General features: G+C 73.0%; 16 protein-coding genes and 3 pseudogenes. 7 read left to right on the forward strand and 12 right to left on the reverse strand.

Features of this window, described 5'->3' with window-relative positions:
• Nucleotides 1-59: 59 nt before the first annotated feature.
• Together ACEXOX_RS20825 and ACEXOX_RS20830 are read right to left on the reverse strand one after the other, a co-directional pair.
• On the reverse strand, nucleotides 60-863 hold the full coding sequence (locus ACEXOX_RS20825) for an exodeoxyribonuclease III (RefSeq protein WP_406522449.1): 804 nt from the start codon (nucleotides 861-863) through the stop codon (nucleotides 60-62).
• A gap of 126 nt (nucleotides 864-989) precedes the next feature.
• The gene (locus ACEXOX_RS20830; RefSeq protein ID WP_406522450.1) at nucleotides 990-1319 is read right to left on the reverse strand and encodes a hypothetical protein; all 330 of its coding nucleotides are present in this window, start codon (nucleotides 1317-1319) and stop codon (nucleotides 990-992) included.
• 250 nt (nucleotides 1320-1569) lie between these two features.
• Here ACEXOX_RS20830 and ACEXOX_RS20835 point away from each other — a divergent pair, with 250 nt between their 5' ends.
• The gene (locus tag ACEXOX_RS20835; protein ID WP_406522451.1) at nucleotides 1570-2115 is read left to right on the forward strand and encodes a GNAT family N-acetyltransferase; all 546 of its coding nucleotides are present in this window, start codon (nucleotides 1570-1572) and stop codon (nucleotides 2113-2115) included.
• Between the two features lie 97 nt (nucleotides 2116-2212).
• On the opposite strand, the gene ACEXOX_RS20840 is transcribed toward ACEXOX_RS20835, so the two are convergent.
• The 3 genes from ACEXOX_RS20840 to ACEXOX_RS20850 form a co-directional block, all read right to left on the reverse strand.
• Nucleotides 2213-2716 (reverse strand): DUF1269 domain-containing protein, encoded by a 504-nt coding sequence (locus tag ACEXOX_RS20840; RefSeq protein WP_406522452.1) that lies wholly within the window; start codon nucleotides 2714-2716, stop codon nucleotides 2213-2215.
• A gap of 66 nt (nucleotides 2717-2782) precedes the next feature.
• Nucleotides 2783-4132, reverse strand: a complete 1350-nt coding sequence (locus tag ACEXOX_RS20845) for an ATP-binding protein (protein ID WP_406522453.1) — start codon at nucleotides 4130-4132, stop codon at nucleotides 2783-2785.
• Between the two features lie 6 nt (nucleotides 4133-4138).
• The gene (locus tag ACEXOX_RS20850) at nucleotides 4139-4621 is read right to left on the reverse strand and encodes a hypothetical protein (protein WP_406522455.1); all 483 of its coding nucleotides are present in this window, start codon (nucleotides 4619-4621) and stop codon (nucleotides 4139-4141) included.
• A 300-nt stretch (nucleotides 4622-4921) separates the two neighbouring features.
• Here ACEXOX_RS20850 and ACEXOX_RS20855 point away from each other — a divergent pair.
• A pseudogene (locus tag ACEXOX_RS20855) lies at nucleotides 4922-5689 on the forward strand (MerR family transcriptional regulator); the annotation flags it as partial.
• 173 nt (nucleotides 5690-5862) lie between these two features.
• Nucleotides 5863-7101, forward strand: a pseudogene (locus ACEXOX_RS20860) (glycosyltransferase); the annotation flags it as partial.
• 123 nt (nucleotides 7102-7224) lie between these two features.
• Here ACEXOX_RS20860 and ACEXOX_RS20865 read toward each other — a convergent pair.
• The 6 genes from ACEXOX_RS20865 to ACEXOX_RS20890 form a co-directional block, all read right to left on the reverse strand.
• Entirely contained in the window at nucleotides 7225-10314 is a 3090-nt protein-coding gene (locus ACEXOX_RS20865) for an alpha-mannosidase (RefSeq protein ID WP_406522456.1), read from the reverse strand.
• Between the two features lie 97 nt (nucleotides 10315-10411).
• Nucleotides 10412-12661, reverse strand: a complete 2250-nt coding sequence (locus ACEXOX_RS20870; protein WP_406522457.1) for an endo-beta-N-acetylglucosaminidase — start codon at nucleotides 12659-12661, stop codon at nucleotides 10412-10414.
• A 130-nt stretch (nucleotides 12662-12791) separates the two neighbouring features.
• Complete coding sequence (locus tag ACEXOX_RS20875) at nucleotides 12792-14024, reverse strand: glycosyl hydrolase (protein WP_406526413.1); 1233 nt, start codon at nucleotides 14022-14024, stop codon at nucleotides 12792-12794.
• A 41-nt stretch (nucleotides 14025-14065) separates the two neighbouring features.
• Nucleotides 14066-15007, reverse strand: coding sequence for a carbohydrate ABC transporter permease (locus ACEXOX_RS20880; protein ID WP_406526414.1), 942 nt, complete (start codon nucleotides 15005-15007; stop codon nucleotides 14066-14068).
• A 5-nt stretch (nucleotides 15008-15012) separates the two neighbouring features.
• The gene (locus ACEXOX_RS20885) at nucleotides 15013-16044 is read right to left on the reverse strand and encodes a carbohydrate ABC transporter permease (RefSeq protein ID WP_406522458.1); all 1032 of its coding nucleotides are present in this window, start codon (nucleotides 16042-16044) and stop codon (nucleotides 15013-15015) included.
• Nucleotides 16044-17507, reverse strand: a complete 1464-nt coding sequence (locus ACEXOX_RS20890; RefSeq protein WP_406522459.1) for an ABC transporter substrate-binding protein — start codon at nucleotides 17505-17507, stop codon at nucleotides 16044-16046. Before ACEXOX_RS20890 ends, ACEXOX_RS20885 begins: the two co-directional genes overlap by 1 nt.
• A 590-nt stretch (nucleotides 17508-18097) precedes the next feature.
• Here ACEXOX_RS20890 and ACEXOX_RS20895 point away from each other — a divergent pair.
• The 3 genes and pseudogenes from ACEXOX_RS20895 to ACEXOX_RS20905 form a co-directional block, all read left to right on the forward strand.
• Nucleotides 18098-18172, forward strand: a pseudogene (locus ACEXOX_RS20895) (LacI family DNA-binding transcriptional regulator); the annotation flags it as partial.
• 506 nt (nucleotides 18173-18678) lie between these two features.
• Entirely contained in the window at nucleotides 18679-19188 is a 510-nt protein-coding gene (locus tag ACEXOX_RS20900; RefSeq protein ID WP_406522460.1) for a substrate-binding domain-containing protein, read from the forward strand.
• A 120-nt stretch (nucleotides 19189-19308) separates the two neighbouring features.
• Nucleotides 19309-19842 carry a M23 family metallopeptidase gene (locus ACEXOX_RS20905; protein ID WP_406522461.1) on the forward strand — a complete coding sequence of 178 codons (534 nt, stop codon included), beginning with the start codon at nucleotides 19309-19311 and terminating at the stop codon, nucleotides 19840-19842.
• 459 nt (nucleotides 19843-20301) lie between these two features.
• On the opposite strand, the gene ACEXOX_RS20910 is transcribed toward ACEXOX_RS20905, so the two are convergent.
• Complete coding sequence (locus ACEXOX_RS20910; protein ID WP_406522462.1) at nucleotides 20302-20544, reverse strand: hypothetical protein; 243 nt, start codon at nucleotides 20542-20544, stop codon at nucleotides 20302-20304.
• A gap of 32 nt (nucleotides 20545-20576) precedes the next feature.
• On the opposite strand from ACEXOX_RS20910, the gene ACEXOX_RS20915 reads away from it, so the two are divergent.
• Complete coding sequence (locus ACEXOX_RS20915; RefSeq protein WP_406522464.1) at nucleotides 20577-20870, forward strand: hypothetical protein; 294 nt, start codon at nucleotides 20577-20579, stop codon at nucleotides 20868-20870.
• The last annotated feature ends 86 nt before the right edge of the window (nucleotides 20871-20956 follow it).

Below are 20956 nucleotides of genomic sequence, written 5' to 3' on the forward strand. Positions count from 1 at the left end.
GCCCGGCTCGCCCACGGCAGCTGTGGTCATCGCCCCCTCCTCCGTCCAGCCTGTGGGCCCTAAAGCTCGTAGACCACCGTCACCGGCGCATGGTCCGACCACCGGGCGTCGTGGGTCGCGGCGCGCTCCACGAAGCCCTTGACCGCGCGGGCGGCGAGACCGGCCGTCGCCAGATGGTAATCAATGCGCCACCCTGCGTCATTGTCAAAAGCGCGGCCCCGGTAGGACCACCACGAGTACGGGCCCTCGGTGTCCGGGTGCAGGGCGCGGACGACGTCCACGTAGCCGCCGTCGTGCGCGTCGAGGACGCGGCTGAGCCAGGCGCGCTCCTCGGGGAGGAAGCCGGCCTTCTTCCGGTTGGCCTTCCAGTTCTTCAGGTCGGCCTCCTGGTGGGCGATGTTCCAGTCGCCGCAGACCACGACCTCACGGCCGGACGCGGCCGCCCGCTCGCGCAGTCCGGCGAGGTACGGGAGGAACTCGGCCATGAACCGTTCCTTCTCGTCCTGCCGGTCGGTGCCCACCTCGCCGGAGGGGAGGTACAGGCTGGCCACCGTCACACCGGGCAGGTCGATCTCGACGTACCGGCCGCTGGTGTCGAACTCCTCGGACCCGAATCCGGTCTGTACGCGCTCGGGCGCGCGGCGCGAGTAGAGGGAGACGCCGGCCCGGCCCTTGGCGGCCGCGGGGGCGTGCACCGTGTGCCAGCCTTCGGGGTCGCGGGCCTCGGCGGGCAGCTGGTCCGGCTCGGCGCGTACCTCCTGGAGGCAGATCACGTCGGCGTCCGTCTCCGCCAGCCAGGGAAGGAAGCCCTTCTTGGCCGCGGCGCGCAGGCCGTTGACGTTGACGGTTGTCACAGTTAGCACTACTTGCTCCCTCATCGCGCTGGCGGCAGCGCAGCCTACGCGACGCGAGGGGGCGGGAACGACTCGGCGCTACCCGCGCGCGTGCCCGGCGCGATGAGCGCCGGGCACCACGGTGAGCCGCCCCGGTCAGTGGCAGATCGAGGAGGCCGGGGTCGCGTACAGGTCGCGGTAGCAGGTCGGCAGCCGGTCGGTGTCGGTCTTGTTCACCGCCGTGATGACGTACCTGCCGTCGCGGTCACCGAGCAGCTGGTACGGCTTGTGCCCCCACCCGATGGTGCCGGGGTAATCGTGCTCGCCGCGGCTGTCGCCGTTGGCGCTGTCGTCGTTCGGCCGGCTGCCGAAGCTGACCGGCGGCGCGGGGTCCGCCGGGGCCGCCGCCACGGCAGCCCCGGTCAGACCGGATGCGGACAGGGAGAGTACGGCGGCGGCGGTGGCCAGCACGGGACGCAGACGCATGGGTTTCTCCTTCGGTTCAGCGTCAGTGGCGCAGCAGCCGTTCCCCGTCGGCGGCCCGTGTTGTCCGTTCCCGTACCGACACACCCCCATCGGGTGCATTGGCTCCGCCGAACCGCCGTATGCGGCGGGAGGGCGGGAGCGGGGTCCGGTAGAGGGGATGCGGGGTGCGGAGGAGGGACGCGGCGGGCGTGCGCCGGCATCCCGTCCGGCACTCTCGCCCCATCGGCCGGACATCCGTACGATTCATCGGATGGAGATCCGTCCCGTCCCCTACGACCACCCCGACGCCGTCGACCTCGACCGGCTGGTGCAGCGCGAGTACGCCGAGCGGTACGACGACGAGGGCGACATCACGCCGCTCGACCCGGGGATGTTCCGCCCGCCGAACGGTCTGTACCTGCTCGCCTACGAGGACGGGCGTCCGCTGGCCACCGGCGGCTGGCGGGCCCAGGACGCCAACCCCGAGGGGTACGCGGACGGGGACGCCGAGATAAAGCGCATGTTCGTGGTGGCGGAGGCCCGCGGGCGCGGGCTGGCCCGGCGCATCCTCGCCGCCCTGGAGGCGGACGCGCGGGCCGCGGGCCGCACCCGGATGGTGCTGGAGACGGGCATCAAGCAGCCCGAGGCGCTGGCGCTGTACGCGTCGTGCGGCTACCGGCCGGTGACGAAGTTCGGGCTGTACCGGATGTACGAGGACAGCCGGTGCATGGGGAAGTCGCTGGTGTCAGCGGGGGACGGGGCCGGAGCGTCGGCCGGAGCGCCGACCGGAGTGGGCAGCCGGGTGCACAGCTCGTAGGGGGCGGACGGCGTACGGCCGCTGTTCGGGGCCGACGGGCGTACAGCCGCTGTACGGGGCGGACGGGCCGCCGCCGCTCCCCTCGGGCGTACGCCCCTCAGCTGCTCTCCGCGATCAGCTCTTCCACGTGCTTGCGCGCCTCGGCCGCCGGGTAGCGGACGACGCCCTCGCCGATGCCCGCCAGCGCCGCGTCGACCGGGCCCTTGGCCGGTTCCGAGACCTCGGCGATCAGGACGGTACTGCCGGGCGGCACCTCCGCCGCGAGCATGTCCACGGCCGCGTTGTCCGCGCTGGCCCGCCGCGCGTCGCGCGCGCCGCCCAGGAGGCCGCCGGCGCCGAAGCCGACAACGGCGCCCAGCGGCCCGCCCAGCAGCCCGACGAGCCCGCCGAGCAGCCCGCCGACGGCGAAGCCGCGCACGGTGCCGGTGTGGTCCTCGTTCTCGGGGAAGGTGACGTTGCCGTCGGCGTCCCGGGCGATCACAGTGGCCTCGCGCAGCGTGATCCGGTGTTCGGCGTCCTCGTGGCGCAGCGCGTCCAGGGCGCGCCGCGCCGCGCCCTCACCGGCGTGGGTGAGGTCCATGAAGAGCACGTTCTCGTCCATCGCGGTGGCTCCAGTGGTCTGCGGTCGACGGTGGGGTACCGTACGCCTGCTCCGGAGGCAGGCGTCTCACACCACTCTTGGGGCGGACGGGCCCGTACGCATGTCAGGAGCCGTCGGAGGGCGAACCCCCGGGCCCCTCGGATCCCTCGCTTCCTCCGGAGCCCCCGGAGCCCTCGGAGCCCTCCGATCCCCCGGAGAGTGAGCGGTCGGCGAGCGACCGGCCGAGGTCCAGCGTCGCCTCCGCCCCTCCCCCGCCGGATTGGCGAACGTCAGCCGCCCGCCCAGCACCCGCGCCTGCCCGGACGCGATGGTCAGCCCGAGGCCGAGCCCGTGCCCGTCCGAGCCGCCGCCCGTACGGAAGCGCTGCGGACCGTGCGCCAGCAGCGCCTCCGGGAAGCCGGGACCGCTGTCGCGGACGCGCAGGACGCCGCGCTCGACCTCGACGGTCACCGGGGCCGCGCCGTGTCGCAGCGCGTTGCCGACCAGGTTGACGAGGATGCGTTCGACCCGCCGTGGGTCGGTCTCCACCAGCCCGTCCGAGAGCACCCGTATCTCCACGCCCGCCCCGGCGGCCTCGCCCAGCGCCGCCACCGTCCGCCGCGCCAGCTCCCCCAGCGGCCGCAGCTCCGTGTCGGCCTCCTCGGTACGCGCGTCCAGCCGCGCCACCTCCAGGACGTCCTCCATCAGCGCCCGTACCCGCTGGGCCCGGTCCTGGACCAGCTCGGTGGGGCGCGAGGGCGGCAGCAGGCCGGCGGCCGCGACCAGGCCGGCGACGGGGGTGCGCAGTTCGTGGGCGATGTTGGCGGTGACGTCGCGTTCGGCCTGGAGGCGGGCGGCCAGCGCGTCGGCCATGGTGTTGACCGCGGTGGTCAGCTGGGCTATCTCGTCCTTGCCGCCGCGCGGCAGCCGCGCGGTCAGGTCGCCCTCGGCGATCCGCTGCGCGGTGACCGCCGAGGAGGTCAGCCGCCGTCCCAGCCGGCGGGCGACCAGCAGGCCGACGACGCAGCCCAGCGCGGTGCCCGCGATGCCGGACAGCCACAGGACGCGGTCCAGGTTGCGCAGGATCTCCCGCTCCCGTACGTACGGACGCTTGATGGCGATGACCTCGCCGCCCAGCTCGGTCGCGGCCCACAGGTGCGGCTCGGGGCCGTCGGGTTCCAGGTAGACGCCGCGCTCGCCGTGCGCGACCGCGTCCTTCAGCGGGCCGGGGAGGTCGGGCGGGTCGATGATCGCCCGGCCGGTGTCGATGCCGGCCGCCCGGTCCTGCACCAGGCTCTGCAGCCGTCCGTCGATCGATTCGGCCGCCAGGTCGAACTGCGCGTCCACGGTCCGGTTGTGCACGAGCACCCCGATGAGGACCGCGACCACGGCGGCCGTGGCGGCGATCGCCATGCCGATCTTCGCGCGCAACCCCATGGCGGCCTAGAACTCCGGGGTGTGCAGGCTGACCCTGCCCAGTTCGGCGGCCTTCTCCGGCGGCAGGCGGTCGGAGACGAGGGTGGCGCTCGAATAGAACGCCGGCCGGCTCTGCCGCTTCGGCCCGTCCTGCTTGAGCAGGCCGCTGAGCGTGACCGCGACCGGGTACGGCTGTTCCTTGCACTCGGGACGGCACCAGGCGCCGCTCAGCCCTCCGGTGGCCTTGGCGGTCGCGTCGCCCCAGGACGTCCAGTGCAGGCCGGTCAGGCTCACCGAGCCGGTCAGCTCGAAGGAGGCGGGGCGCTGCAACGGGCGGCGGGCCGCGTCGGAGACGTAGACGGGCTCGGTGACCTCAACGGGACCGGCCGGCGGCGAGGGGGACACGGCGGGGCCCGCCACGCGCAGGCCGCGCGGGTCGGAGCAGCCGGACAGCAGCAGCGCGGCCGCGGACATCGCGGTGACGCAGGCGGTCGCGGTGAGTGAGCGCACGGGTCCCTCGGTCGGCTGGGCGGGCCTCGGGGCGGCACCGGGGTGCCGCCGGGAAGCCCTGGGGTGGGCTTTTACGACAAAGGTAACCGTGTCCGCCCGGAATGCCCGCACGCTCAGCAGCCCGTTTCAGGGCGGCCCCGGGGCCGTGGAACGGAGGTCTTCCGTCACTGTCGGCAGTCGCCGGGACCGGCACCGCCCCGACCCCGCTTGACCCTCCCCTCACGTCAGGCCGCAGCCTGTGTCCGTACGGCACGGGCCGTACGGCGGCCCCCGGCGGGCCGTGGCACGAGAGGCGGTTCCATGGCGTACTCGGTCGGTCAGGTCTCCGGCTTCGCGGGCATCACGGTCCGCACCCTGCACCACTACGACAAGACCGGCCTGCTCTCCCCCAGCGCCCGCAGCCCCGCCGGATACCGCCGCTACGACGACGCCGACCTGGCCCGCCTCCAGCAGATCCTGTTCTACCGGCAGCTCGGCTTCGGCCTCGACGAGATCGCCGCCGTCCTCCGGGACCCGCAGGCCGACGCCCTGGACGGCCTGCGCGCCCGGCACCGCCTGCTCAAGGAGCAGGTCACCGAGCTGCAACGGCTGGTCGAGGTCGCCGAGCGGGCGATGGAGGTGCAGCGTACGGGGGTGGAGCTGACGCCCGAGGAGCGCTTCGAGGTCTTCGGCGAGGTCGCCTTCGACCTCAGTTACGCCACCGACGCGCACCTGAAGTGGCAGCACAGCGCGGGCCACCAGCAGGCCATGGCGCGGGCCGCCGCGCACACCAAGGAGGACTGGGCGCGGATCATGGCCGAAGCGGGCGCGTGGCGGCACCGGCTGCTCGCCGCCTTCGACGCCGGCGCGCCCGCCGACGGCGACCGGGCCATGGACCTGGCCGAGGAGCACCGCGCCCACCTCACCCGCTGGTTCACCCCGTGCCCGCCCGGCATGCACGGCCGGATCGCCGACGACTTCACGGCCGACCCACGGGCCTACGCGCTCGTCGTACCGCCGTCCCAGCAGCGTCCCGGCCTCGCCGCGTATCTGCGGACGGCGGTGCATGCCAACGCGGTACGCCAGGCCCCCGCATCCGCCCCGCCCGGGGCCGCCCCGACCGGAACGCTTCCGTCCGAAGCCCTTTCGGCCGCACCCGCACCGACCGGAACCCTTCCGTCCGAAGCTCCTTCGACCGCACCCGCCCCGTCCGAAGCCGCCCCGTCCGAAGCCGCCCAGCCCTCTTCCTCCCCGGAGCCGTCATGAAGATCCTCGTCACGGCGGCCGGTTCGTACGGCGACGTCGCCCCGTACACCGGCCTCGGCGCCCGCCTCCAGGAGGCCGGGCACACCGTCGCGCTGGCCGCCGACGCCTCGTACGCACCGCTCGTACGGGCCGCCGGGCTGGAGTTCCGGGCGCTGCCCGCCGACCCCCGGAGGGAACGGAGCGGGGCCTCCGGCGGGAAGCGGGAGCTGATGCGGCGGGCCGCCGCCTTCACCCGGCAGCTCGGGCCGGGCCTCGCCGATGCCGCCGCCCAGGGCGCCGACCTGCTGCTCCTGTCCGCGACCACCGCCCCGCTCGGCCGGCACGCCGCCGAGGCGATGGGCATCCCGTACCTCGGCCTCCCGCTCCAGCCGAACGCTCCCACCGGCGCTTTCCCGCCCGTGGTCGCGGGCACCCGCTCGCTGGGCCGCTGGGGCAACCGGGCCGCAGGACGCCTCTCCCTGCGGGTGGTGGACCGCCTGTACGCGGACGGGGTACGGGAGCTACGGGCCCGGCTGGGCCTGCCGCCCCTCTCGGCCGGCGCGCTACGCCGCCGCCGGGACGCGGATCGCCGTCCGGTGCTGCACGGCGTCAGCCCCGCACTCGTCCCCCGGCCCGCGGACTGGCGCCCCGGCCTGGAACTGGTCGGCAACTGGTGGCCGTACACGGCACCCGACGCCGCCCTCCCGCCCGCGCTGGAGGACTTCCTCGCGGCGGGCCCGCCACCCGTCTTCGTCGGCTTCGGCAGCATGGCGGCGGGTGCGCGGGACGACGGCACGGCCGCGCGGCTGACGGCGAACGTCGTCGCCGCTCTCCGCCGCGCCGGGGTGCGCGGCGTGCTCCAGTCCGGCTGGGCGGGCCTGGCCGGACCGGAGACCGGCGACGACATCCTGACCGTCGGCGAGGTGCCGCACGCCCTCCTCTTCCCGCGTACGGCGGCCGTCGTGCACCACGCGGGCGCGGGCACGACGGCCGCCGCGCTACGGGCCGGGGTCCCGGCCGTACCGGTTCCGGTCACCGCCGACCAGCCGTTCTGGGCGGCCCGGCTGGCCGCGGTGGGCGCCGGTACGGGTCCGGTGCCGTTTCGCGCGCTGGCGGAGGAGGGAGGCGCACCGGACCTCTTGGCGGAGGCCGTCGCGTGCGCCGTACGGGAGCCCGCCCACCGCACTGCCGCCACCGGGATCGCGCGGCGCATGGAGGCGGAGGACGGCGCGGGGGAGGTACTGAAGGCGGTGGAGGACGGGGGTGAGGTCAGGGCGGGGACGAAGCAGGGCAGGGGGAGCAGGGCGGGGCAGCCGGGTCCGCGGGATTTCGGCCGCCTCCGGCCGGGTCCGCAGGATTTCGGCCGCCCCGCCCGCGCGTCAGCCCTCCGCCCCTCGCGACAGCCGTACGGTCACGATCTGGAACGGCCGCAGCGTCAGCGCCACCCGCCCGTCCCGCACCTCGCCAACGGCCGGACCGGCCGTCTCCCGCTCCAGCAGATCCGTCTCCACGGCTCCCGCCACCGGGAACCCGGCCGTGAGCGTCGCGGACGCCCGGCCGCCGTGCGACTCGTACAGCCGGACCACGACGTCGCCGCTCCGGTCCTCGGCCAGCTTCACGGCCTCCGCCACCACCGCGTCGTTGTCGATCGCGACCAGCGGCTCGACCGGCCCGCCGCCCCGCACCGTGCGCTCGGGCAGGTTGATCCAGTGGCCCTCCCGTACCGCGTCGCCGACCGCCGCGCCGGGCGCGAGCGCGTACCGCAGGCGGTGGTGGCCCTGGTCGGTCTCCGGGTCCGGGTAGCGGGGTGCCCGCAGCAGGGACAGCCGTACGGTCGTGGTCTGGCCGCCGTCGGGACGGATGTCGCGGGTGACGTCGTGCCCGTACGTGGAGTCGTTGACCAGGGCCGCTCCCCAGCCCGGTTCCCCGACCTGGATCCAGCGGTGCGCGCAGATCTCGAACTTGGCGGCCTCCCAGGACGTGTTGGTGTGGGTGGCGCGGAAGACGTGCCCGAACTGGGTCTCGGAGGCGGACCGGTCGGCCTTCACGTCCAGCGGGAAGGCGGCCTTGAGGAACGTCTCGGTCTCCCGCCAGTCCACCTCGGTGTCGATGTCCAGGACCTTGGCGCCGGCCCGCAGCGTCAGGTGCTGTACGACGGTGGAGCCGTGCCCGAAGGACCGGGCGACCTTGACCCGTACCTCGTGCGGGCCGGCCGCGTCGACCGTCAGCTCGTCCACGGACACCAGATCGGTGACGTTGTGCCGGTAGAACTCGTCCACGTCCCAGGCGTCCCACATGTTGGGGAAGTCCGGGTGGATCTGGAGGAGGTTGGCCGCCGCGCCCGGTGCCACGGCCTCCCGTTCGGCCTCGATGTCATATGCCGACACGACCAGCCCGCGGGCGTCGATCTCGATCCGCAGCCGGCCGTTGGCGAGGCGGTGGCCGCCGGTGGCCCGGCCGTCCACGGTCAGCGGCTCGACCGTCACCGGGCGTACGGAGACGGGCCCACCGCTCTGGCCGGGGCCCTGCCCGGACACCTGCCCGGGTGCCGGCTGCGCGCCGCCCGCCGGTACGCCGCCGCGCGCGTGCGGTGCCGCGTTGAAGACGATCTCCCGGGTGCCGGGTCCGGCCAGCGCGGTCTGCGCGGCGCGGACGATCCCGGTCAGCTCCTCGCGTACCCGCGCGTACGTGTCGCGGGCCTCCCGGTGCACCCAGGCGATCGACGAGCCGGGCAGGATGTCGTGGAACTGGTGCAGCAGCACCGTCTTCCAGATCCGCTCCAGGTCCTCGTACGGGTACCCGTGGCCCGGTACCCGTACGGCCGCGGTGGCGGCCCACAGCTCGGCCTCGCGCAGCAGGGACTCGCTGTGCCGGTTGCCCTGCTTGGTCTTGGCCTGGGAGGTGTACGTGCCGCGGTGCAGCTCCAGGTACAGCTCGCCCGCCCACACCGGCGCGTCCGGGTACTCCGCGTGCGCCTTCTCGAAGAACGCGTCGGGCCGCTCGATCTCGACCCGCGGCGAGCCCTCCAGGTCCCGCAGCCGGGCGGCGCGGGCCAGCATCTCGCGGGTGGCGCCGCCACCGCCGTCGCCCCACCCGAAGGGCGCGAGCGACCGCGAACCCCGGCCCTTCTCACGGTAGTTGCGGGCCGCGTGCGCCATCTCCTTCCCGCCGAGGTCGGAGTTGTACGTGTCGACCGGCGGGAAGTGGGTGAAGACGCGGGTGCCGTCGATGCCCTCCCACCAGAAGGTGTGGTGCGGGAACCTGTTGACCTGGCTCCAGGAGATCTTCTGCGTCAGGAACCACGTCGAGCCCGACAGCTTCACGAGCTGCGGCATGGCCGCCGTGTAGCCGAAGGAGTCCGGCAGCCACACCTCCTTCGTCTCGATCCCGAACTCGTCGAGGAAGAACTTCTTCCCGTACAGGAACTGCCGGGCCATCGCCTCGCCGCCGACCATGTTGGTGTCCGACTCCACCCACATGCCGCCGACCGGCACGAACTGCCCCGCCTCGATCTTCGCCTTGACCTTGGCGAACACCTCGGGACGGTGCTCCTTGATCCAGGCGAGCTGCTGCGCCTGGGACATGGCGAAGACGAACTCGGGGTGCTCGTCCATCAGGTTGACCATGTTGGACGACGTACGGGCCACCTTGCGGACCGTCTCGCGCAGCGGCCACAGCCAGGCGGAGTCGATGTGCGCGTGGCCGACCGCGCTGACGCGGTGGGCCGAGGCGTGGGCCGGGGACGCGAGGACGTCCGCGAGCTGCTCGCGCGCCCGCGCGGCGGTGCCGGGGATGTCCTTCAGATCGACGGCGTCCAGGGCGCGTTCGACGGCGCGCAGGATGCCGTGGCGGCGCGCGTCGGCCACGTCCAGCTCCCGCATCAGGCTGCCCAGCACCTCCAGGTCCTGAACCAGTTCCCAGACCTCGGTCTCGAAGACGACGAGGTCCATCCGCCGCAGCCGGTACAGCGGCGCGTGGCTCGCGGTGAGCCGGTCGCCCTCGTAGGTGGGCCGGTGGTCCGCCAGAACCGGGTTGGAGGCGGCCTCCACGTACAGCTCGACCTCCTCGCCGCCGGTGGCGGCGTCGACGACCCGCACCCAGTCGTTGCGCGGGTTCAGGCCCTTCACCGCCTCGCCGTCCGCCCGGTAGACCAGCCCCTCGCACTGGAAACCCGGCATGTTCGCGTCGAAGCCGAGGTCCAGTACGGCTTCGACGGCGCGCCCGGCCCAGTCCGCCGGGACCCGCCCGGTGACCCGGAACCAGGTGGTGCCCCAGGCCGGCCCCCACCCCTCCCCGGTCTTCGTCGGTTCATAGGCGGCGGCCAGGCCCTCGGCGGGCGGCACCGGCTCGCCCGGCGCCTCCCAGCGCTCGACCGTCAGCGGCACGGACCGGCTGCGGACGGCGGGCACGATGCGGTCGTTCAGGACTCGGCGTAGACGGTGTTCCACGATGCTGCGGTCGTCGTGCATGCGGGTGCTCCGGTGGGTGAGTGGCGAGCGGCGGGTGCGGGGTGATCACGAACGGGTCGCACGGTTCTGCGGGTTTTCTGCCCCTTGGGCGGGTGACCTACCAGGTGAATACGGCCGCGGCGGCCGCCGACGAGACGTACAGCTCGCCGACCGCCCGCACTTCCAGCCGGGTTCCCGCCTCGCCGCCCGTACGCCGCAGCGCGGGCAGGTAGCAGGCGGTGCCGCAGGTCCCGCCCAGGAAGCGGCGCTTTCCGTCCGGGAGGATCTGGTGCACTTCGTAGTGCCTTACGGGGGCGGCCTCGGCCGGGTGCCGTACGGAGGTGCCCTCGGCCGAGTGCCGTACGGGGGCGCCCTTGGCCGACGGCTGCCAGGTGAGCCGTAGTTCGGCCGTGCCGTCGCCCGTGATGTGCGAGGCGGCGATGCGCAAGGCGCTCGGCGGCGCGGGCGTGTGCGCGGCGGGCTCACCGTCCCGTACGGCGAGGCCGCCGAGCCGCCAGCGCACGGGGCTGCCACCGGGGGCGCTCAGGCGGACACCGAGCGCGTACGCGGTACGGCCGGGGCCGTCCCCGATCCGTACGGTTGAGGTGAGCCAGCCGTCCGCTGCCCGGACCGTCCTCGCCGGGAGGCGGCGGAACGTCGGCCGCCCGCCCGCCTTGGCGGGCTCCGCGTACGCCACGGCCGCCTCCACAGTGACCGCCGCCGAACCCTCGTCGACGCGGTGGGTGATCTCCAGGACGGTGCCGGCGCGCAGGGGCAGCCGCGTCCGGTACAGCTCCAGCGTCACGGGGCGGTCGAGCGGGCCGTCCACGAGCAGGCTGCTGCCGCCGCGCCACGCCGCCCCGAAGTCGAAGCCGACAGCGGGCCGCCGAAACGTTCCGCCGCCGTCCGCCCACAGCGCCCAGCGCCGCCCCGGCAGCCGGTCCTGAAGGCCGAGGTGGTTCCACTCGACCTCGCCGGCCCGCACCCCGCCCTCGTACCAGGCCGTCCCGTGGCCGGTGTTGAACGTGGAGGCGAACGGTACGGAGGTGACGGTCGAGCGGTCCGCGACCGTACGGGCGGCCGGGCGCCAGGAGCCCGGCCCGGCGGGCGCCGACGGGTCGGTGTTCCGCCCGCCCCAGAACTGGTCGTCGCGCGCGTGGAACGGGCCGGGCGCCTCGCCGGACCGGCGCGTCCACTCGGGCCGGTAGAGCCCGTACGACACCACGTGGTCCCGGCCCTCCGGCACGAAGGCGTCCCAGTTCACGCGCGCGTCCCAGCCGCTCGCCTCGACGTCGACACCGGCCCACAGCTCGTACGGCGAACGCCCCAGCCGCCGGGCGTACGCGGCCGACGACGCCAGCCGGGCCGCGCTCCACCGGAAGTCCACGAACACCGTGTCGGACAGCTTCCGGTCCCCGCGCTGGAAGAACATCGCGTTCTTGTCGTTCAGCGCGCCCTGCCAGCCGACCCGGCCGTCCGCGTTGAACGCGTCGTACCAGGTGATGCGCAGTTCGGGCGCGCCCTGGCGCAGCGCCTGCACGAAGTCGGCGAACTGCCGGGCCAGCGCGGGGTCGCCGCCGTCGGTCTCGCCGTTGAGGAACCAGCCGTCGAAGCCGTACGTGCGGGCCACCTGGATCAGCTTGTCCGCCAGCGGGAAGCGGCCGCGCGCGTCCTTCTGGACCAGCTCGCGCGTCCAGGTCAGATCGCCGCCGTACGCGGTGGGCGGGAGGAAGACGTTGCCCAGCACGGGCACGCCGTTGCGGTGCGCGGCGTCGGTGACCGGGGCGTTGGGGGCGAGGATGATGCCCTCGCCGGACGAGCCGCCCCAGAAGACCAGTTCGTCCAGGTAGGCCCAGTGGCTGAGGGCGTAGTAGTCCGCCGTGGGACCACCCTGGGAGGGGTTGCCGGCCGTTCCCGCGAAGGAGACGAGCGCCGAGATACGGGCCTGGCCGGCGCGCGCGGTGGCGTTGGCGGGCACCGGCGTGAAGCGCTCGGCCAGGGGCACGGTCGCGACGTTGTACGGCAGGTCCGCGTCGTCCTGCGGGCGCCAGCTCTTCAGGCTGCGCCAGACCGCGCCGGGGTCGGGCTCGCGGCCTTCGGGGAAGCTGTCGGGGAACCAGTAGGAGGCGTACGGCTGGAGGAAACCTGCCGCTTTCGGGTCACGTTCCCGCCCCGCCGCTCCGGCGGCGTCCGTCGGTACGGCCACTCTGGAGGGGGCCGCCCGTACGACCGCTCCCGCGCTCCCGGAGGTCAGCGGCAGCGCCAGCCCCGCCGCCGCGGCCCCGGCGACCAGTTTGCGCCGCGACGGCCCGCGCTCAGCGCCCCCGCCACCGCCCCCACCCCGCTCCGCATCACGTGGTACGTCCATTGCGTCCTCCACCGCTCGTCCCGCTCTCCGGTCATGTCCGCGCCCGTACTGATCCGATCCGGTTCGTTCCGCTCGGTTCCGCTCCACTTCGTTCCGCGCAGTTCCGCTCCCTTCCGCTCCGCTCCGTTCCTCACTTCACGTCCGAGGGCCAGACCACCTCCGTGATCCCCCGCCCCTTCAGATACGCGGCATCCCGCGCCCGGTCCGCCAGGACGGCTCCCGCCCGTACGCCCTGGTCGGCCAGCCGGACCCACGCCTCGAAGAAGGCTCCGCCCGGCGCGCAGACCGACCGGCGCGGAGCCGTGGCGGCGTCCCCCGCGTCCAGGACGAGCGCGGTCGTCCGGCGCACCGGCCGGGGCGGCTCGGCCCGCAGCCGAGCCGCGGTCTCGGCCACGGCCCGCCCCGCCGGCTTGACCGCGCCGTCCGGGGTGAGCAGCCCGAGCCCGTACTCCAGCTCCGGGAAGTCCGCCAGCTCGCGGGACACGTCGTGCGAGCACCACCACGTGATGCCGGAAAGCTCTTCGCAGGTCAGGGCGTTGTCGAGGGTGGCCGTGGCGAACGCGGCGGCGTGTTCGGGCGGGACGAGCGGGGCGGGCGCGCCGACCTCCTGGAGCCAGACCGGCCGCGCCGGGTCGTCCGCCCAGGCCGTGGCCACCTGGATCAGGTACTCGGCGAGCCGTACCGTCGCGGTCCCGTCGTGGCCGTGCCGCTGGGCGGTTCCGTTGAAGACCCAGGAGTGGATGGTGGTGGCCCGGCCGAGGCGCGCAGCCTGGGCGGGGGTGAAGGGGTGGCCGTCCTGGAACCACACCGCGTCGTACTCGGCGTGGGTGTGCGCCCGTCCCGGCGCGGCCCGCTCGCACACGTCCAGCAGCCGGGTCAGCCACTGCCCGGCCTCCTCGTACGTGCACGGGTCGGGGTCCGGGTGCGGCGGCCCAGAGAACTGGTTGACCTCGTTTCCCAGCGTCATACCCAGGAAGTTGGGACGCCCGGCAAGGGACGACGCCAAGGTTTCCAGGTAGCGGGCCGCGCCGTCGACCGCTTCCGGGTCGGTGAACATGTTGCGCCGGTGCCAGGTGCGCAGCCAGGACGGTACGAAGTCGAAGCTGGACAGGTGGCCCTGGAGGGCGTCCACGGCGACGTCCAGGCCGCACTGCGCGGCCGCGTCGACCAGCTGCCCCAGCTGGTCGACGGCGCGCGGACGGATGAGGGAACGATTCGGCTGGAAGACCGGCCAGAGGGCGAAGACCCGGACGTGGTCCAGGCCGAGCGCCGCGAGCGCGTCCAGGTCGCGGCGTACGGCGTCGAGGTCGAAATCCAGCCAGTGGTGGAACCAACCCTGACTGGGCGTGTAGTTGGCGCCCATACGGGGCGCGCGGCCGGCGGACGACGTCACATCGCTTCCCTTCACGTCTTCAGCGCCCCCTCGCCCACGCCCTTGAAGAAGAACCGCTGGAGGGCGAAGAAGAGCGCCATCATCGGGATCAGCGCGGCCATCGCGCCGGCCGCGATCAGCCGCTGGTCGTTGACCGTGGTGGCCCCGGCCAGCGATTTGAGTCCGAGTTGCAGGGTGTAGTGATCGCTGTTGGTCAGCACGATCAGCGGCCACAGGAAGTCGTCCCAGGCGCCCATGAAGCTGGTCAGGCAGACCACCGCCAGCGCGCCCTTCGCCGCCGGCACGAACACCTTCGTGAAGCGCTGCCACTCGTCGGCCCCGTCCAGGACCGCGGCCTCCTCCACCTCCTTCGGTACGGCGAGGAAGGCGGCCCGCATGATCATCAGGTTGAGCACGGAGACCGCGCCGGGCAGCCAGACGCCGACGAGCGTGTCCACCAGACCCATCGAACGCACCGTGAGGAACATCGAGATCATCACGGACTCGAAGGGGAACATCAGCGTCGCGACCAGCACCGTGAACACGACCCGCCGCCCGCGCCACCCCGCCCGCGACAGCGCGTAACCGCCCATCGCGGCGAATACGCAGTTGGAGGTGACGGCCAGCGCCGCGACGATCAGCGTGTTGCCCACGTAGTGCAGCAGCGGGAAGGACTCGGCGACCCGTACGTAGTTGTCCAGCGTCGGCCGGCTGGGCAGCACACCCCCGTACACATCCTCCCCACGCCCCTTCAGCGACGTCAGAAACTGCCAGACGATGGGCCCCAGCAACACCACCAGCATCAGGCACAACGTCAGGTAGCGGCCGGACAGACCGAGAATCGCCTTGCGGCCGCGGGGCGGCTTGCGGACGGAAGTTGGCTTGTGGCCGGGGGACAGCTCGTGGCCGGGGGTCGGCCTGCGTCCGCGGCCCGCGACCGGGGTGCGCCGGCCCCGCCGTTCACCCGGGGACAGAACGGTCACCTTTCGTCTCCCTTCGACAGCCGGTGCCCCAGAAGGCTGAACGCCAGCGTCAGCAGGAACAGCAGGATCGATACGGCTGCCGCGTAACCGGTCTCGCCCGCGAAGCCCAGCCCGACCTGCCGGATCAGGAACGGCAGCGTCCGGGCCCCGCCGCCGGGGCCGCCGCTCTCCCCGCCGAGGATGTAGATCTCGGTGAACACACGCAGCGCGGAGATCGCCGACAACGTCCCGACCAGCAGCATCATCGGCTTCACGCTGGGGATGGTGATGCTGAGGAAGCGGCGTACGGCCCCGGCGCCGTCGAGCGCGGCAGCCTCGTACAGCGACGTCGGCACGTTCCCCAGCGCCGCGAGGTAGAAGACCATGTAGTAGCCCAGGCCCTTCCAGATCGTGACGATCATGGCGGAGACCAGAAGCATCGTGGAGTCGGTCAGAAACGGGACCGGCCCGGAGATCAGGTGCAGCTTTTCGAACACGGTGTTGACCAGTCCGTCACTGCGCAGCACCCACTGCCAGATCAGCCCGACGACGACGGCCGACGCGATGACCGGCGTGTAGAAGGCGGAGCGGAAGAAGCCGATGCCGGGCACCTTCCGCTGCACGAGGACGGCCAGCGCCAGCGGCAGCAGCACCAGGCACGGCACGACGACGGCCAGGTAGACGACGCTGTTGACGGTCGCCGTCCAGAAGTCGGGGTCGTCGAGCGCCCGCCCGTAGTTCTCCAGTCCGACGAACCGGCCGCCGCGCAGGATCTGGGCGTCGGTGAGCGACAGGATGACGGTGTTGATGAACGGCCAGAGACTGAACAGCACCACCATGACCAGGCCCGGCAGCAGGAAGAGGTACGGCGTCCACCAGCGGCGGTGCACCAGACCGGTGTCCGTGTCGGGAGCTTTGCGGCTGCGCCGGGCTGCGCGCCGGGCGGGGGCGGGTGTGGCCGGGTTCGGGTCCGAGGTCGTCGGGGCCTCCGGGGCCGGGGGAATCGTCGTGTGAGCGGTGCGCTTCGTGCGCGCCGTACCGGATGGCATCACCGGTCACTACCGCTTCTGCTTCTGGTGCTTCTGCTGCTGTTCGAGGATCTTGTTGGCCGCTTCCTGCGCGTTCTTGACCGCCACCGCGGGCTCCTCTTCCCCTTGATCCCCTTCTGCATCTCCCGTACCACCGCGTCACCGACCTGAGTGGTCCACTCCACGGGCGTGTTGGCGTCCAGCTGGGCCGCCTTCAGCTCCTCGGCCCCGATGGCGCGCGCCATCGTCTCCGGGTCCTTGCCGTCGCCCCGGTCGGCGAAGTACGGGTCGGCGAGCCCCTTCGCGTTCGACGGGTAGATCGTCACCTGCTTCGAGAACGCCACCTGGTTCGGCCCGTTGGTCACCCACTTCGCGAACTCCGCCGCCGCGTCCGGGTGCGCGGTGTCCTTCCGCACGCCCAGCGACTGCGTGTAGATGCCGATGTGCTTCAGCGTCCCGGTGACGGCCGACGCCACCTGCGTGTTCGCATACGCAGTCGGGGAGTTGCGCTTGACGTCCTTGAGGACACCCGGCGACCCGGGCCCGAACACCAGCTTCCCCGCCCCGTAGAGCTGCGCCAGGTCATCGGCCTTGGTCAGCGACTCCTTCGGCATGGCCCCCATCGCGTACAGCTTCTCCATCCGCTGCACCCACTCGACGGCCTTGGGTGTGTCGAAGGCGAACGCGTCCTTCTCCTTGCTCAGGATCGGCACGCCCATCTTCTGCCAGTCACCCGGCAGCCGCCCCTTCGGATCCGCCATGAACGCGCTGTACCGGCCGTCCGCCGCCTTCGCGATCCGCTCCGCCTGGTCGAAGAACTGCTCCACGGTGGTGGGCGGCTTGTTCACGTCGAGCCCGGCCTTGGCGAAGAGTTCCTTGTTGTACGTGAGGATCTCGGGCGTCACATACCAGGGATAGGCGTACACGCCGTCCCCCTTGCCCGGCAGCTTGTACTGCTCCCAGGCGCCCGGTACGTACTCCTGAGCGATCTTCGGGTCCAGCCGGGCGACGTCCGCGAGCATCCCCCGGTCGCCGAGCAACTGGAAGGAGTCGGTGTTCAGGTTGACCACATCAGGCAGCCCGCCGGCCTGCGCATCCGCCACGAGCTTCTCGTTGTAGCCGTCACCCGGCACGTCTTCCCAGGTCACCTTGGTGCCCGGGTACTTCTTCTCGAACGTGTCGATGACGCCCTGCACGTACGCGGTGAAGTTCGGCTTCAGCTGGAGCGTACGGAAGGTGATCTCGCCGGAGACCTTGCCGGTCCGCTTCGGCTGCCCCTCGGCGGCCGAGGACCCCTCGGCCCCGCCGACACCACAGGCGGCCGTGGCCGACAGCAGAGCGGCCGCGAGGGCGGTGGCAATGACCAGCCGGGAGCGGCCGGGACGATGATTACTCGCACCATGCGCGCTGCTCGCACCATGTGCGCCGCTCGCGCCGTGTGCGCTGCTTACGTTATGTACGGGGTCCAAGTGCCTGCGCGTCATGGTCACTCCTGCGTCGGGGAAACGCTTCTGCCCGGGAGGCACGTCCCCGTGAGGGAGCGCTCCCGCATCGGGGAACCGCGAGGAAACAGCAAAGAGCCACGCACGGACCGGCACACGACCGGCCGCGCCGCCGGATGGCGATGCCAACGTTGTCGTCCGCTTTCCGTCCCGTCAATGCACGCCCCCCAACTTCCGCCGCCCCGGGTTCCCTTCACCTCACCCTCCCGCCGCGCCCACCCTGACCCTTTCCCGCCACACCACTCTCCCCACCTGCGCTAATGCGCTAAAGCCGCCACTCATCAAACCCACCATCTCAATTCCGTAACGGAAGCCGAGAGTTCACCTCCCGACGCGCCTTCTTCCACCTCCCCGTACAACGATTGACTTCCCGCCCCCACACCGTGATCCTGAACCACCTAATGCGCTTTAGCCCGATCACCTAATGCGGTTTAGCAACCGAGGCCGCCCAGGCCACCGCACCACGGAGACCGGGCCGACCGGAGGAGCTGACGGACGACATGACCACCGGCCCCCCAACCTCGGACGACGCCCCCCGCGTCCCCACGGCGCCCCCACGCCGCCGCCCGACCATGAAGGACATCGCCGAACGCGCCGGCGTCTCCCCCTCGGCCGTCTCCTTCGCCCTCAACGACCGCGACGGCGTCTCCCCCGGCACCCGCGCCCGTATCCGCGAGGTCGCCGAGGAACTGGGCTGGCAGCCCAACAGCGCCGCCCGCGCACTGTCCGGCGAACGCTCCGACTGCGTCGGACTCGTCCTCGCCCGCCCCGCCCGCACCCTCGGCGTCGAGTCCTTCTTCCTTCAACTGGTCTCCGGCATCCAGGAGGCCCTCGCCGCCCGGCGCGTCGCGCTCCTCTTCCAGGTCGTCGAGGATTTGGACGCCGAGTGCGCAACGTACCGGCGCTGGTGGGCCGAGCGGCGCGTGGACGGCGTCCTGGTCGTGGACCCCCGCACCGAGGACCCCCGCCCGGGCCTCCTCGCCTCCCTGGCCCTGCCCACAGTCGTCATCGGGGACACGCAGCGGGGACCAGGGGTGGTAGCGGCACCCGGGGCAGGAGCGACACCCGGAACGACCACGCCCCAGCAGCCCACCCCCGCCCCCACCCTCTCCCCCGCCCCCTCTCCACCATCTGGGCCGACGACGCCGCCGCGATGCGCTCGATCATCGACCACCTCCACACGCTCGGCCACCGCCGCATCGTGCACATCGCCGGCCTGCCCGGCCTCGCCCACACCGAACGCCGGGTCGCCGCCCTGCACGCCGAGGCCGCCCGCCTCGGCCTGGACGCCCGCGATGTCCGCTCCGTCTGCACGGACTACTCCGACGAGCAGGGCGCCGAAGCCACCCGCCGCCTGCTGGCCACCCCTCGCCCGCCCACCGCGATCGTCTACGACAACGACGTGATGGCCGTGGCCGGCGCCGCCGTCGCCGCCGGACGCGGTGTCCCCGTACCCGGCGCGCTGTCCATCGTCGCCTGGGACGACTCGCCCCTGTGCCGCGTGACCCACCCGCGTCTGACCTCACTGGTACGCGACACCGCCGGGTTCGGCCGCCTGGCCGCCCAGGAGCTGCTGTCCCTCCTGGACGGCGCTCCCACCCGCCGCCTCCAGGCCGAGCTGCCGCACCTCGAACACCGCGCGAGCACCACCCGCGCGCCCTGATTCCCCGTACACCCGGACTCACCCCTGTTACCACCCGGTACGGGGAACCTCTGCGCCGTTCGGGCGCCCACCGGGCGTTTCCAGATGCATCCGCCCGGCGTAGGGCGTGTCCTCGCAACTATGAACTGGCTCCGCAGACGACTCCTGCTGCTCGGCGTGGTGCCGGTGGCGATCGGTACCGTCCTCGGCCTGACCGCGACCGAGGCGGTCCCGGCCGCGGCGGCCGGCCCGTGGACCCGGCCGATCGCCGCCCATGCCCGCGTCAGCTCGCCCTACGGCGTCAAGGGCGACTGGGCCGCCGGCCATCACACCGGCGTGGACTTCGCCGTCCGCACCGGCACCCCGGTCTCCTCGGTCGGATCCGGCACCGTCGTCCTGGCCAAACGCTCGGGCGACTACGGCCTCGCCGTCACCATCCACATGACCGACGGCTACTACACCCTCTTCGGCCACCTCTCCCGCATCACCGCCCGCGTCGGCCAACGCGTACGGGCCGGCACCCGCATCGGCTACAGCGGCTCCACCGGCCGCACCACCGGCCCCCACCTCCACTTCGAGGTACGCAAGACACGCCGCTACGGCTCCGACATCAACCCCCTCACCTACCTGTCCCGCCGAGGCATCCGCATCACCCACCGCGCCATCCCCCACTAACCCACGCCACACCTACACCCCCACCCCACCCCCACCGCCGCACCTCCCCTCTCTCCCCCCGCCCCGCCCCCTCCCTCCCGCCTCCGCTCCCCCTCACCACAACCACCACCACGACAGCCCCAACAACCCAACCGCGGTCTACAGGCCGAACAACCGCCGCACCATCACGGCACCCACAGACCGCTCACCGGCGACCCCATGAGCAACACGCCCGTGTCGACCTTGGCGCTGGGAGACGACGCCGGAGCCCACCCCGTCCCCCCGTCCCCCCCCCCCCCCACACACACACCCGCCGAGCATGGGCAGCCCGGCAAGTCAGCCGCCCAGCCCGCCAAACCATCGCCAAGAAGAAGCTCCCCCAACAGCCCCAGCTCAGCCCCAGCCCCAGCCTTAACCACCCCCGCCGAATCCCCACCCACCTCCCCTCCCTCCTCTCCCTCACCTCCTACCTCCCTCCCCCTACTCCCTCCCCTCCCTGTCCCTCTCCGGCAGTCCCTCGACCTCCGCCCGGTCGTACCGGCCGAGCCGCCCCGGAACCAGCCCGTTCCGCTCCGCCGCCACCTCGAACCTGCCGGCCGGCCACCCCAACAGCGCCGCCGCCTCCTTGGCCGTCACGCTCCGCTCCATCCACCGCTGCCGCTCAGCCACCACCCCCGCGACCAGCTCCCCGTCCAGCCCGTCGAGGCTCTCCAGGCTGAACATGGGGTACCCCCGGAACTCCCCGCCGGCCGAAGGTGCCCCTGCCCCGCCAGCACCCGTACGTCCTCCCGCTCGACCTCCAGCTCCGTACGCCCGGCCAGGTGCTTCGCCGCGTCGATCGACCCCAGCCCGGGATGGTCACCGAGCTCTTCCTTGATCTCCGCCACCCGCTCCCGCAAGCCCTCGACGACCTCGCGCGACCATCGCTTGCCGTCCACGTCCGGCGGCGGCAGCAGCCCCCGCTGCCCGGCCCGGCCGACCTGCCACCGCTGAAGCTCCAGCTCACTCGCCAGTTGGTGCGGCCCGAACGTCTCCCCTTGACCGGCTGACGGCGCCCGCCCTTCACGGCGCCCTGCGCGTCCCCGTAGTTCTCGTCCCCCACCACGGACAGGATCTCCTCGACCCGGTCCGGCAG

The organism is Streptomyces sp. Ac-502, from assembly GCF_045222935.1.
Classification (GTDB): Bacteria; Actinomycetota; Actinomycetes; order Streptomycetales; family Streptomycetaceae; genus Streptomyces; species Streptomyces monomycini.

Bases quoted from the DNA above. Each gene is read 5' to 3' on its own strand.
- ACEXOX_RS20830 (WP_406522450.1), bottom strand. From the start codon at position 1,319: ATGCGTCTGCGTCCCGTGCTGGCCACCGCCGCCGCCGTACTCTCCCTG.
- ACEXOX_RS20835 (WP_406522451.1), top strand. From the start codon at position 1,570: ATGGAGATCCGTCCCGTCCCCTACGACCACCCCGACGCCGTCGACCTC.
- ACEXOX_RS20840 (WP_406522452.1), bottom strand. From the start codon at position 2,716: ATGGACGAGAACGTGCTCTTCATGGACCTCACCCACGCCGGTGAGGGC.
- ACEXOX_RS20845 (WP_406522453.1), bottom strand. From the start codon at position 4,132: ATGGGGTTGCGCGCGAAGATCGGCATGGCGATCGCCGCCACGGCCGCC.
- ACEXOX_RS20865 (WP_406522456.1), bottom strand. From the start codon at position 10,314: ATGCACGACGACCGCAGCATCGTGGAACACCGTCTACGCCGAGTCCTG.
- ACEXOX_RS20870 (WP_406522457.1), bottom strand. From the start codon at position 12,661: ATGGACGTACCACGTGATGCGGAGCGGGGTGGGGGCGGTGGCGGGGGC.
- ACEXOX_RS20875 (WP_406526413.1), bottom strand. From the start codon at position 14,024: ATGGGCGCCAACTACACGCCCAGTCAGGGTTGGTTCCACCACTGGCTG.
- ACEXOX_RS20885 (WP_406522458.1), bottom strand. From the start codon at position 16,044: ATGCCATCCGGTACGGCGCGCACGAAGCGCACCGCTCACACGACGATT.
- ACEXOX_RS20890 (WP_406522459.1), bottom strand. From the start codon at position 17,507: ATGACGCGCAGGCACTTGGACCCCGTACATAACGTAAGCAGCGCACAC.
- ACEXOX_RS20900 (WP_406522460.1), top strand. From the start codon at position 18,679: ATGCGCTCGATCATCGACCACCTCCACACGCTCGGCCACCGCCGCATC.
- ACEXOX_RS20905 (WP_406522461.1), top strand. From the start codon at position 19,309: ATGAACTGGCTCCGCAGACGACTCCTGCTGCTCGGCGTGGTGCCGGTG.
- ACEXOX_RS20910 (WP_406522462.1), bottom strand. From the start codon at position 20,544: ATGTTCAGCCTGGAGAGCCTCGACGGGCTGGACGGGGAGCTGGTCGCG.